The organism is Scytonema hankhaensis NUACC26, assembly GCF_045865695.1.
In the GTDB taxonomy this organism is placed as follows: domain Bacteria; phylum Cyanobacteriota; class Cyanobacteriia; order Cyanobacteriales; family Nostocaceae; genus Scytonema.
Window position 1 is genome coordinate 116,017 of the sequence record NZ_BAACAP010000240.1, and the last position, 12,494, is coordinate 128,510.

13 protein-coding genes are annotated in these 12,494 nt (G+C 41.7%); 9 read left to right on the forward strand and 4 right to left on the reverse strand.

Features of this window, described 5'->3' with window-relative positions; genetic code table 11:
• The first annotated feature begins 78 nt into the window (after window positions 1–78).
• From ACKTT2_RS40460 to ACKTT2_RS40470, 3 genes are all read left to right on the forward strand, one after another.
• Window positions 79–1,635 carry a beta-barrel domain-containing protein gene (locus tag ACKTT2_RS40460; protein ID WP_407897116.1) on the forward strand — a complete coding sequence of 519 codons (1,557 nt, stop codon included), beginning with the start codon at window positions 79–81 and terminating at the stop codon, window positions 1,633–1,635.
• 117 nt (window positions 1,636–1,752) lie between these two features.
• Window positions 1,753–2,535, forward strand: a complete 783-nt coding sequence (locus ACKTT2_RS40465) for a peptidylprolyl isomerase (protein ID WP_407897118.1) — start codon at window positions 1,753–1,755, stop codon at window positions 2,533–2,535.
• A gap of 490 nt (window positions 2,536–3,025) precedes the next feature.
• Window positions 3,026–3,355, forward strand: coding sequence for a hypothetical protein (locus ACKTT2_RS40470; protein WP_407897120.1), 330 nt, complete (start codon window positions 3,026–3,028; stop codon window positions 3,353–3,355).
• Window positions 3,356–3,707: 352 nt separating this feature from the next.
• Here the strand turns inward: ACKTT2_RS40470 and ACKTT2_RS40475 are convergent, their stop codons facing one another.
• On the reverse strand, window positions 3,708–3,863 hold the full coding sequence (locus tag ACKTT2_RS40475) for a hypothetical protein (RefSeq protein WP_407897122.1): 156 nt from the start codon (window positions 3,861–3,863) through the stop codon (window positions 3,708–3,710).
• A 99-nt stretch (window positions 3,864–3,962) separates the two neighbouring features.
• Between ACKTT2_RS40475 and ACKTT2_RS40480 the strand changes: the two genes are divergently transcribed.
• Window positions 3,963–4,160, forward strand: coding sequence for a hypothetical protein (locus ACKTT2_RS40480; protein WP_407897124.1), 198 nt, complete (start codon window positions 3,963–3,965; stop codon window positions 4,158–4,160).
• Between the two features lie 272 nt (window positions 4,161–4,432).
• Here ACKTT2_RS40480 and ACKTT2_RS40485 read toward each other — a convergent pair whose 3' ends face one another.
• Window positions 4,433–5,254, reverse strand: coding sequence for a hypothetical protein (locus ACKTT2_RS40485; protein WP_407897126.1), 822 nt, complete (start codon window positions 5,252–5,254; stop codon window positions 4,433–4,435).
• Window positions 5,255–5,705: 451 nt separating this feature from the next.
• Between ACKTT2_RS40485 and ACKTT2_RS40490 the strand changes: the two genes are divergently transcribed.
• Window positions 5,706–7,133 (forward strand): 16S rRNA (cytosine(967)-C(5))-methyltransferase, encoded by a 1,428-nt coding sequence (locus tag ACKTT2_RS40490; RefSeq protein ID WP_407897128.1) that lies wholly within the window; start codon window positions 5,706–5,708, stop codon window positions 7,131–7,133.
• Between the two features lie 40 nt (window positions 7,134–7,173).
• Window positions 7,174–7,599 carry a tellurite resistance TerB family protein gene (locus ACKTT2_RS40495; RefSeq protein ID WP_407897130.1) on the forward strand — a complete coding sequence of 142 codons (426 nt, stop codon included), beginning with the start codon at window positions 7,174–7,176 and terminating at the stop codon, window positions 7,597–7,599.
• A 100-nt stretch (window positions 7,600–7,699) separates the two neighbouring features.
• Here ACKTT2_RS40495 and psb35 read toward each other — a convergent pair whose 3' ends face one another.
• Window positions 7,700–7,921 carry a photosystem II assembly protein Psb35 gene (gene psb35 / locus ACKTT2_RS40500; RefSeq protein WP_407897132.1) on the reverse strand — a complete coding sequence of 74 codons (222 nt, stop codon included), beginning with the start codon at window positions 7,919–7,921 and terminating at the stop codon, window positions 7,700–7,702.
• A gap of 186 nt (window positions 7,922–8,107) precedes the next feature.
• On the opposite strand from psb35, the gene pheT reads away from it, so the two are divergent.
• The 3 genes from pheT to ACKTT2_RS40515 all read left to right on the forward strand — a co-directional run bounded on the left by pheT (window position 8,108) and on the right by ACKTT2_RS40515 (window position 12,225).
• Window positions 8,108–10,558, forward strand: a complete 2,451-nt coding sequence (pheT, locus tag ACKTT2_RS40505; protein WP_407897134.1) for a phenylalanine--tRNA ligase subunit beta — start codon at window positions 8,108–8,110, stop codon at window positions 10,556–10,558.
• A gap of 588 nt (window positions 10,559–11,146) precedes the next feature.
• On the forward strand, window positions 11,147–11,416 hold the full coding sequence (locus tag ACKTT2_RS40510; protein WP_407897136.1) for a YciI family protein: 270 nt from the start codon (window positions 11,147–11,149) through the stop codon (window positions 11,414–11,416).
• A gap of 407 nt (window positions 11,417–11,823) precedes the next feature.
• A complete protein-coding gene (locus ACKTT2_RS40515; protein WP_407897138.1) occupies window positions 11,824–12,225 on the forward strand; it encodes a hypothetical protein in 402 nt (133 codons plus the stop codon).
• On the opposite strand, the gene ACKTT2_RS40520 is transcribed toward ACKTT2_RS40515, so the two are convergent.
• On the reverse strand, window positions 12,206–12,494 hold a 289-nt coding region (locus ACKTT2_RS40520; RefSeq protein WP_407897140.1), incomplete at its 5' end, for a hypothetical protein. The genes ACKTT2_RS40515 and ACKTT2_RS40520 overlap by 20 nt on opposite strands.

A 12,494-nucleotide genomic window follows, 5' to 3' on the forward strand; every position in this document is an offset into this window, starting at 1 on the left:
CTCCCCCACTCACCCACTCACCCACTCCCTCCCTTACTTCTTCTCCATATCCTTACATCTCAGTAGAAATGAAAAAATATGCCGCAGCTATTTTCTAATTCATCATCTGTAGTCTCACAAAGCGAGCAAGAGGAGTATTTGAATTACATCCCACCAGTGGATAGCAAAAAATCTCCAAAACCTGAGAATGAAAGTACAACCCAGCCTAAAGAATACTTTTACGGTACACAAGAACTTTTAGATGCCTTACCCAGAGTTTGGACCCGTTCAGTGTTGTATGTCGCACTAGGCTTTGTAATTATTGTTGTACCTTGGACAACGTTATCAAAGGTAGATGAAACAGGTAGTGCTAAAGGGCGTGTAGAACCCAAGGGAGCAACACAAAAATTAGATAGTCCAGCCCTCGGTAGTGTCATTGCTGTCAATGTCAAAGAAGGAGAAACTGTCAAAGCAGGGCAAACTTTATTAGAGATTGAGTCAGATGTTCTCAAAACGGAACTTCAACAGGCGCACTCAAAGCTAGAAGGCTTGCAAAATCGGTACTCTAATTTAGAAGCACTAAAAAATCAACTACAGCTTTCTCTTAACACACAGCAACAACAAAATCAGGCTCAAGAATTGGCAAAACTTGCTCAAGTAGAACAAGCACAACAAAATCTGAATACTCTTAAAACTGCTTATAACTTCCAAAAAGAAGAAAAATTGGCTAAGGTCAACCAGACAAAACAGGCACTAGAGTCAAGTAAAGCAGCTTATAAGTTGGCGGGATTGCGTTTTGAAGCTGCTCTAGAAAAAGTTCCACGCTATAAAAAAGCCTATGAAGATGGTGCTATTTCACAAGACCGTTTTAAAGAGATAGAACAATCCAAAAAAGAAGACGAAGAGCGCCTTATACAAGCTGGAACTGAAATTTCTCAAGCTCAGTCTAGCCTTCAAGAACAACAAAGTAGTTATGAAAGAACACTTCTTCAGGCTAAATCTGATATTCAGCAAGCCCAACTTCGTTTGCAGGAAGAACAACGCAGTTATCAAAGCCTGATTCATACGGGTAAACTGGCAAAGCTCAAAACCGAGGAACAACTTAAAGAACATCAATCACAAATCAACGCCCTGCAATCAGAAATCGCTCAAGCAAAGAACCAGATCGCATCTTTAAAGATTCAGTTGGAGCAAAGAAGAGTCCGAGCGCCCATTGATGGTGTAATTTTTGAACTACCTGTCACTAAACCGGGAGCCGTAGTGCAACCCGGTCAAAGGGTTGCCCAAATAGCACCTAAAAATTCGACTGTTGTACTTAAAGCCCTTATGCCAAACGAGCATAGCGGCTTCTTAAAGGTGGGAATGCCTGTCAAAATCAAGCTAGATGCTTATCCTTTCCAAGACTATGGAGTCGTACAAGGACAAGTCAGTTGGATTTCACCAGATTCAAAAATTCAACAAACCAGTCAGGGTGATGTCAATACCTTCGAGCTGGAAATTACTATGCCCCAGCCCTATGTCCAAGCTGGTCGCAAGCGTATTCCTCTAATAACAGGACAGACAGCGACTGCAGAAGTCATTATTCGCCAGCGACGAATCATTGACTATGTGTTAGACCCATTTAAGAAATTACAAAAAGACGGTGCGGCTTTTTAGCCAAAGTTTTCACAGACACTCATGGTAGCGCTTGAGACATTCTCCGAAATCCAAATCCCAAATCCCAAATCCCAAAATCCCAAATCCCAAATCTAAAATCGTTTGAGGAGGCGCGTCGTGTTAGAAAGCCTGACTATTTCCCCCGAACACATAATCCACAATATCAAGCTCGGTTTTGAAGTTCCTAAAGTTGTGGAAGCGATCGCGACACGAAAAATTGTAGCTGAAACTGCTTCTGAGCTTGGTATTACCGTGGATGAAGCAGAAATACAGGAGGAGGGAGACAAGCTCCGACTCGAGAAGAAACTTGTAACAGCGAAAGACACCTGGACGTGGTTAAAGACGCATCATTTAACTCTAAAGGAATTTGAAGAATTAGTCCACGCCACAATTCTGGCAAGGAAGTTAGCAAAGCATTTATTTGCAGATAAAGTTGAACAGGTTTTTTACGAGAACCAACTTGATTATGTTGCAGTAGCTACTTATCAAGTCGTCCTAGATGATAAAGACTTGGCTTTAGAGCTCTTTTATGCTCTCCAAGAAAGCGAAATCACTTTCCAAGAAATAGCACGTCAGTACATTCAAGACCCCAAACTTCGTTGTGCTGGTGGATATCAAGGTATTCGACATCGCCGTGATTTTCGCCCTGAGATTGCAGCTGCTGTGTTTGCTGCTAGACCACCTGAAATTCTGAAACCAATGACAACTTCAAAGGGAGTGCATTTAATTTGGGTAGAGGAAATTATTCAACCTCAATTGGATGAAGAGTTACGCCAAAAAATCATTACAGAATTGTTTTCTAATTGGTTAAAGCAACAAATCCAGAGAATAGAAATTGTCACTCAACTAGACTTATACGCCAATTTGCAACCACAGGAAGAACTGCTAAAGCAGGCTTAAGTCTGCTATTAACTAATAATAAATAGCTCATTTGAGTGAATAATTCTCTCCTCTAATCCGCAAATTATAAGCAAGTAAGGGTTACGTTTATGACAAAAAATACTTTTTTAAAGATAGTAAATCTATAGCAAATCAAGACAATTTTTTTTGTTCTTTCCAGACAGCTTATTTTGTGTAAGTGAAAAATGTTTTTAAAGACTAACTAAAAACAAAAATTTGGTGGATTTGTAGTCAAAGAAAGACTTTTTTGACTGTTTTAATGTAGCTATACTTTTAGTTTAATCTATTATAAAAAAGAGCTATTTTTGACAATTATTTATTAGTTTTTTAAATAGAAAATTTTCCAAAATTTGTTGATTTTTGCAAGAGTTAGGCTATATTAGAAATGTGAGCAACAAAGACAAGCGGTTTACAAAAGATGGAACCAGCAAAAATAAGTTGTTTACACATAAAATGCCCAAAAACAACGTTTAAAAATTAGGAGATTACTATGATTATTTCCGATCTTAACTACTTGGAATTGACTCAAGAAACTGTTGTTGGTGGTAGTTCAACATTGGATAAATTTAAGTTTGACAAGAAAATAAATATTGATGAAAAAGTCAACAAAGAGTTGAATTTTGACATCGATTTCAATGAAAAATTCAAGAAGGAAGCAGAAATCAAGGTCAAATCGTATGTTGAGGGTAATTCAGGTAGTTTTGTCTTTGAGAATGAGGCTATAGGTCCCGACAGCAACACTCAAACCACCATTTCACAACTAGTTGTTGCTGGAGAAGGTTCCAACCAAACTGGATCGGTCATTGCTGCTGCAAACTAGTAAAGCCTAGTTTTAGGTAAACCCCTTGGAGCTGCTTCAAACCGAACAACTCATTTTGACCCTCTTAAAAAAGGGAAAATCTTCCTAAATGTTCCTTTCAGAGGAAGATTTAGGAAGATGACTCACTCACATAGAAATTTATAGACGGCTTTTTTTCAAACATACTCAGAAAAGTCGCGGTTAAGAAACGAGGAGCCATGATAATTTATGATATCGATTATTTAGAATCCATAGATGAAACATATACCAAGCATTTAAATGGTGGTCGTGCTGTAGTAATTTCTGAATTTTCAGCAAATGCCTATGGTAATTTAACCGACGTCAGTACTGCTTTGGACAATCTAGTAATCAGTTACTCTGGTTTTAATCTCACTAGCAGTTCTGTTCGTGTTACTTCAAGAGCATCTGGCGATGACGCTATCGCTAGCGCTTCTGCTTTTTCTGCTTCTTCTGCTTCTTCAATTGATGAATCTGTATAAATAAGTGGCATGGAATTTCTATATGCCATGTCAATTCCCTAATTAGCGATCGCTAATTAGGGACAATCAGTAAAACTTACACTTTGTTATGAGTTTTTTTGAATACAGAACAATAATAGGAGGTAAGATTGGCACGCTATCAAGTTGTAATTAAAAGGATAGTTTCACCTGATGGTAAGAGTGTTGCCGAAGTAAAAAGTTTTGCCAAGGCATCTGGTAGTGGTCAAAGTGAGATTAGTCAAAGCTTTTCAGTCAAAGTTTCATCTGATAATAATTCCAGCAGTTCTTCACAATCTGGTTATAGTTCTATTTCTTGTAACAAGTAGGCTCTTAAAGTTTTTCTGAAAAGACATTGTAGATCCCCGTAAATCCCCCAACCCATCGGGAAACTGCCATATGGCATTTTACTCCCTGAGAGTGCTCTTATGATTACCTATAGGCGTAGGGTGGGCAGTGCCCACCCTACAAAAATCGGGAATTTTTCACGCTCTGGTGGGCAGTGCCCACCCTACAAAAATCGGGAATTTTAGAGCTCAAAGGGAGTAGGAGACTTGTGTGTACACCGTAGCTAAAAAGGGGGCATACGTAAGTCCTACTTCTAAGAAACAGGGTTCATGGTGTTACGTTTACCTTTCAACGCAACACCAAATGTACCATATAAAAAGAGTAAAGCCAGAGTTGTTGAAGGTTCAGGTGCTTGCACGCGAGCCTGATTTCTCTTAACTTCTACTAAAGTTAAGTTTGTGTTGTTAGCAAAAGAGCGTTGCAAAGATCCTTGTACCGAAACAGTTGCAAATTCTTCATTTCCTCCAAAACGATACGTAGTGACTGGTTGACTTAACACAATATTTTCACTGGTGTCAAGCGCTACAAAATCATTATTGTCTTGGAAGCTTAAATTTCCCTGGAGGCTAAAAAAGTCTATAATGCTCTGAGTATCAGTATCTAATAACGCCAAAGATATATCTCCACTTGCAGATGCAGATTCTAACAATGGATAGTCTATCGATGCTGCTAGGTTTAAGTTAGCAGTGAAGTCAAAAGAAAAAGATGTACCAGCATCTACAGCAAAGTTACCGATAACTTGAGCCGTACTTTGTGCTAGTCCCAAGTAATCAGTACCTTCACCTAAGACTCTACTTAAAGAAAAATTGGATGCTGTTGGTGAAGCAGCCACGAAAACTGCATCTGCAGCAGCGACAGCGTCCACTTTACCATCCCTAGCAATCTCAAAGGTATCAATGTCAGCATCAGATACAACTTCTGAAGGGTTTTGACTAAACCTTGTGAACTCTACTGCTCCTTCAGATAATGCTAAGCTAGCAGCGTAACTCGGTAATGCTGCTAACACAGAACTACTAGCTATTAGCGGAGTAACTAGTAGCAACAAAGGCTTTGCCAATCCCCGATCTTGCTTCATGTAATATATCCTCTTTCGATACTTACTTAGCTCAAAACTGACTTGTCTAGGTAGTTATGTAAGTGCAAACACTGGCTGCATACTATAGAGATCCAATTATCGAGCTAAATTTGCTATGCTTGACAATTTTCAGCCCCCGAGAATGAATTGAAACTTTTTGCAAATAAAACTTAAGTTACCGCCGTACTGCGCTAACCTTTTATTGGAATGATAATTATCTAAACAATCATACTAATCCTTTTGAATAATATTTGATGAAAGCTATTTAAAGACTTTAATTTTATACACGTATAATGATGAATTGATGAATTTACACATTTATACTGGAAAATACCAAGGCTAATATGGTATTTTAATAAATTTATCTTTATTTTGAGCCAATTCCTGTGTAATTTTGCGGATTTTACGCTTCACCGTCTTTTAAACTAAAATAAAAAATGAAAAACTTAACATGGTTTCCTCACGTCAATTAGCTTTTACTGCCCTGCGAGAGATTCATAAAGGGGCTTATGTTGATATTGCTCTGGATCGCGTGCTGCAAAAAGTTAATTTATCTGACATGGATCGTCGTCTTGTAACGGAACTGGTATACGGCTGCACGAGAAGACAGCGCACCCTCGATGCGATCGTAGACCAACTTGGTAAAAAGAAATCTCATCAACAACCAAAAGACTTCCGCACCATTTTGCACTTAGGTTTATATCAATTACAGTATCAAGAACGGATTCCTGTAAGTGCAGCTGTCAACACCACAGTTCAGTTAGCCAAAGAAAATGGTTTTTCTGGTTTAACTGGTGTTGTTAACGGTTTACTACGCCAGTATATCAGAATGAGTGAAGGGGAAGAGGAGCAGAGGTGCAGGGGAGCAGGGGAGCAGGGGAGTAGGGGTGCAGAGGCGATAACTGATACTCAATTCCCAATCGCCAATCGCCAATCGCCAATCCCTATAAAATTACCAGAAAACCCGATAGAACGCTTAGGTATCCTACACAGCTTTCCTGACTGGATTGTTCGAGTGTGGGTAGAGCAATTTGGTTTGGCGCAAACAGAGCAATTGTGTATGTGGATGAACAAAACTCCAGCAATTGATTTGCGGGTTAACCTGTTGCGGGCTTCTATGGAAGAGGTAGAAGCGGGATTACAATCGGCTGGTGTTTCGTTTCAACGCATTCATAACTTACCTCAAGCTTTACGCTTGTTGAGTAACGCTGGTTCCATTCAAAATCTACCTGGTTATCATCAAGGTTGGTGGTCTGTACAAGATAGTAGCGCTCAACTCGTAGGTCATTTACTTGACCCTCAACCAGGTGAAACGATTATTGATGTGTGTGCTGCACCAGGTGGTAAAACAACTCACATTGCAGAGTTGATGGGGGATAAAGGGAAAGTTTATGCTACCGACCGCACTCCATCTCGTCTGAAAAAACTTCAAGACAATATTCAACGCCTTTCTTTACAATCTATTCAAATACGCATCGGTGATAGTACCCGTGACTTTACTGAGTTTCAAAATACTGCTCACCGGGTACTGATAGATGCACCCTGTTCTGGCTTAGGAACACTACATCGCCATGCTGATGCTCGTTGGCGACAGACACCGGAAACTGTTGAAGAACTTTCTATATTACAAAAACAACTTATGGCACATTCATCTACTTTTGTCAAGCTTGATGGTGTACTTGTTTACTCTACCTGTACGCTGCATCCCAAAGAAAATGAAAATGTTGTGAAGTCATTTCTTGTAGATTACCCAAATTGGGAAATTGAACCTCCTGTGTTACCTGTCTGTCCTTCTCCAGAAGGTTGGATTAAAGTTTTACCTCACCAACAAGATATGGATGGCTTTTTTATGGTGCGCTTAAGAAAAATCAGGAATTGAGGGAGAATGATGTAAATTGAACTACCGGAGGATTTCCCCTATGGTGAGTAATTCTAGTAGCGTGAAAAACTTGGTCAAAATCCTGATTGGAGCGGCTTGGATTGATGGCAGAATTCAACCAGAAGAGAGGCAATATCTTCGCAAAGTGGCTCAAGCGAAGGGAGTCGCTGACGATCCAGAGATTCAACCTTGGTTGTACGAACTCGTTGCCGTGCAACCGGAACAGTTTTATGATTGGTTAAAAGAGTATTTAGGCGATCGCCCCACACAAGAAGAATGCCAAAACCTCATTGAAGCGATCGGCGGATTAATTTACAGTGACGGTGAAGTTGCAACAGAAGAAGCAAAACTGTTGACAAAATTACAGGAGATGTCGGACACCAACGATTCAACCCAACACGGTTATCATAATGTTCTCAAACAAATTCAAAAACTTTACCGTCGTTGGGTTGATATTCAAAATTAGGGATTGGGGATTAGGGATTGGTTACTGGTCACTGGTCACTGGTCACTGTTCACTGGTCACTGGTCACTGGTCAGGTGATTCAATGACCAATGACTCTTGACTACACACCTGGTGTTGGATCTTTATCTACTTTGGGTACAAAGTCTGGACGCTCTTTGCTTTCCCAACCAACAGGACGTTTGGAGTTGTACCAAGCGATCGAACCAATTGTCACAGCAGCAATAAAGCCAATTATGTAAACTGCTGTAAAAGCCCAAGGAAATTGATATGGGTCTTTTGCTTCTGCTGCTGCTTGAGCTGCTGTTTCTAATAAAAAGTACATGGGTAGACCCTCCTTATGTAGGCAACACTACTTATTACTACCATTAATGAAGAGAGTATCATTAACGTCTCTTCTGTAAAACTCATCCAAAGTCGTACATTCAAGAGTTTAAGATGTAAGGCTTCTGCCCGATTCGGCTAGAATAGACTGTGCGTTAATAAACTCATCGAACAGCCCAACACATTCATGCGTATCTCACTTAAATGGTTACAGGAACTAGTCGAGTTAAAACTTAGCCCAGAAGAGTTAGCAGAAACACTAACATTAGCAGGGTTTGAAGTAGAAGATATTGAAGATCGCCGCACTTGGGCAAATGGTGTTGTTGTGGGGAGAGTCGTAGAACGTCAACCTCATCCCAATGCTGATAAGTTGAGTGTTTGCCAAGTCGATATAGGTAAGGGCGAAAATCTCAATATTGTTTGTGGCGCATCTAACGTTAGAGCAGATATCTATGTACCAGTCGCTACTGTAGGAACTTACTTACCTAACATCGATCTTAAAATTAAACCCGCAAAATTACGCGGCGTCCCGTCGGAGGGTATGATTTGTTCTTTGAAGGAACTAGGTTTGCCGAACGATGTAGACGGAATTCACATTTTTACTCAAGATAACCTCCCCTTGGGTAGCGATGTGCGATCGCTCTTGGGTTTAGATGATGTCATTTTAGATGTGACGGCTACTGCTAACCGTGCTGATGCTTTATGTATGGTAGGTATAGCCCGTGAAGTAGCAGCCTTAACTGATGCAAAGCTATCGCTCAGCGAACCTGGTGAAACATCAAGTTCTGAAGGCAATTTTAATTTATCTCTCCAAATTGCAGATACCCAAGCTTGTCCTGCATACATTGGAACAGTTATTGAAAATGTTAAAATTGCGACATCTCCTGATTGGTTGCAACAGCGATTGCGTGCTGCTGGAGTACGACCAATAAATAATGTTGTAGATATTACTAACTATGTAATGTTAGAATGGGGACAACCTTTGCATGCTTTTGACCGAGAACGTCTCTTGAGCGTTGCAGGTACGCCAACCCGCCCCGGTACTTCTCTAGAAATTGGCGTCCGTTTTGCCAATGCTGGTGAAACTATTAAAACTCTAGATGGGCAAACCCGCACTCTGTCAACTCAAAATTTATTGATTACCGCAGGAGATCGACCCGTTGCTATTGCAGGAGTTATGGGCGGAGAAGAAACGGAAGTTCATGAAGGGACTCAGAATCTGGTATTGGAAGCAGCACTGTTTGATTCCGTAGCAATTCGCCGTTCTTCTCGGAGCGTGGGTTTGAGAAGTGAGTCTTCGAGCAGATACGAACGGGGAGTTAACCGTGCTGAGTTGGAAGTCGCAACTCGTCGCGCTTTGTCACTTCTAAGCGAACTGACTCAAGGTGCGACAGCGAGTCAAGAAATTTCTGATTCCCGCCCCGATCCTACCACTTGGATGCGATCGATAGAATTGCGTTTGGAAAGAGTGAATCAGGTTCTCGGTCCAACAGATTTAGGAGTAGACACCGGAGAACTACAAAGCCAAGATGTTGAACGTACACTCTCAGCACTTGGGTGCAAGTTAACTCCTATCGATGAAAAACGATGGATGGTTTCCGTTCCTCCCTATCGTTATCGCGACTTGGAACGGGAAATCGATCTAATAGAAGAAGTTGCCCGTCTCTACGGTTATGATAAGTTCTGCGACACTTTACCAGAAACTGCAGAAGCAGGATACTTACCTGTAGATTGGGAAATAACACGCAAATTGCGCTCGTCGTTTCGGGCTGCGGGATTGACCGAACTCATGCATTACTCCTTAGTAAAACCAGGGGAAGATAGGCAAATCGTTCTCAGCAATCCTTTGTTTGTAGAATATTCGGCGTTGCGAACTGACCTCATAGCTGGATTAATTGATGCGTTTCAGTACAATATAGAACAAGGAAACGGCTCCCTCAATGGCTATGAATTTGGACGCATTTTCTGGCAAGATGAAGACGGACTCAGAGAAGCCGAAGCGGTTGCAGGTATTCTTGGAGGCGATATAACTTCAAGCAAATGGGTAAGAAGCGGTCGCGAACAACCCATGACTTGGTTTGAAGCCAAAGGAATTTTGAATGGTGTCTTTCAGCACATGGGGTTGAACGTAGAATATCAACCCGATTGTAAAGATTCTCGCTTGCATCCAGGGCGGACAGCTTCTTTATGGATTAGGGGTAATAGATTGGGTGTCTTCGGACAACTGCATCCCCAAGTGCGGCGAGAAAGAGGTTTACCAGATTCTGTCTACGTGTTCCAGTTAGATTTGGGTGTAGTGTTGGCTTCCTTAGACACTCATGAACTCCTCGTACCGCCCTTTAAGCCCTACTCCACTTACCCAGCCTCTGACCGAGATATCGCCTTCTTTGCACCCGTGAAGGTATCAGTTGCTGAAATTGAAAAAGCAATTACCAAAGCAGGAAAAGAGTTGTTAGATGGTGTGGAACTCTTTGACGAGTATCGTGGCGATCGCGTACCCGAAGGACAACGGAGTTTGGCATTCCGCTTACTCTATAGGGCGAGCGATCGGACTTTGACTGATGCTGAAGTACAATCCGTTCATAATAAAGTACGCGAAGCTTTGGTTGAGAAATTTGGGGTGACTTTGAGAAGTTAGTTATTTGAAAATAAAAATTGTAGGGTGGGCAATGCAACAATTTTCAACTTAATAGACCGCATGAAGTGGAGCGGGCGTCCTCGCCCGCTTTCTTGTTGAGAACGGGCGGCATGAAGTGGAGCGGGCGTCCCCGCCCGCTTTCTTGTTGAGAACGGGCGGCATGAAGTGGAGCGGGCGTCCTCGCCCACTTTTTTGTTGAGAACGGGCGGCATGAAGTGGAGCGGGCGTCCTCGCCCGCTTTCTTGTTGAGAACGGGTGGCATGAAGTGGAGCGGGCGTCCTCGCCCACTTTTTTGTTGAGAACGGGCGGCATGAAGTGGAGCGGGCGTCCCCGCCCGCTTTCTTGTTGAGAACGGGTGGCATGAAGTGGAGCGGGCGTCCTCGCCCGCTTTCTTGTTGAGAACGGGCGAGGACGCCCGTACCACAAGAGCAGAGAATGGTTGATTTACTTGAAAACTGCTGTAAGTAGTTCAACCTAAAAAATATAAAATGTTCGTAGTTGCGCTTTAGCGCATACATCGCAACTACTAGCCCAAAAGTATCTTGCGTTTCATTTGTTTGAGCTACTTGGAATCAGAGTAACAAAAATATGCCTAAATACGTGATGTGGGGAACCTACTGCGAAGATGTTCTAGAAAAACGTGCGCCTTACCGCGAAGCACATCTAGACGGACTCGCAAAACAAAAAGAATCTGGTGTATTAATTACGATTGGTCCTACCAAAGATGTCACTAAAGTTTTTGGCATTTACGAAGCTGAAGATGAAGCCACAGTGCGTCAGTTAGTGGAAGCCGATCCTTATTGGCAAAACGGTATTTGGACTGAGTATACAGTTAAAGAGTGGATTCAGGCTTTGTAAGTAGTTAGTGGATAGTTGTTAGTTGTTAGTTGTTAAAAGCAGCTATTAACCACCAACCACTATTCACTGACAATGTGCCAATTATTAAAATGGCATACAGTATATGGAATAATTAGTTAACTAATAGTAAGTCAAAAGATATATCAATCCTAAATCATTTAGAAAAAATTTTAAGCACTGTAGGGTGAGCGGGTATTACCTACCAAAAGCCTTACGTAGTGGGCAGACTCCACTCTACGTGTAATCTAAAATCCAATAAAATTAGTATATATTTGTGCTTTTATAAATCAAAACTACGGAGGTCGCGAAAACATTTTCATGCAGAAAACTTTTGCTTTGTCTAGAATTGAAGAAGGGGAAAATGAAACTCAAATAATCTCGTTCAACGTTTGAGGAGTAAATTATTTATGAATTGGATTTTGAAGCGGACATTACTATCAAGCCTAATGGCAACTGGTTTAATAGGTGCAACTTTTCTGCCATATCAATCTGCACTGGCTGACAGAAACGTGGGACGCGATGCTGCTGTTGGCGCTGGTGTTGGTGCTGCTTCCGGAGCTATTAGAGGTCGTGGTTCTGTCATCAATAACGCTGTTAAATGCGGTGCTGCTGGTGCTGCTGTTAACGGTGTTAACGGTTTGAGAAACAATCCTAAAAAGCGTAGTTTGCCTCAAGATGTCGCTGTTGGTGCAGCAGCTGGTGTAGCTGTTGGTGCTATCACTCGTCCCGGTAAAGATACCCTTGGTGATGCTGTTGATTGTGGGGCTGCAGGTGCAGCTATTCACTTCATCAATAGAAAGAAGAGGTAAGAGCATCTTGATGGTTCTGTGGTACGGGCATCTTGCCCGCCATTAGTATAGACGGGCTAGAAGCCCGTCCCACAAGATGGATAATCTGTCCCACAAGATGGATAATCTGTCCCACAAGATGGATAATCTGTCCCACAAGATGGATAATCTGTCCCACAAGATGGATAATCTGTCCCACAAGATGGATAATCTGCCCCACAAGATGGATAACCTGTCCTACAAGATGAATAACCTGTCCCACAAGATGGATAATCTGTCCCACAAGATGG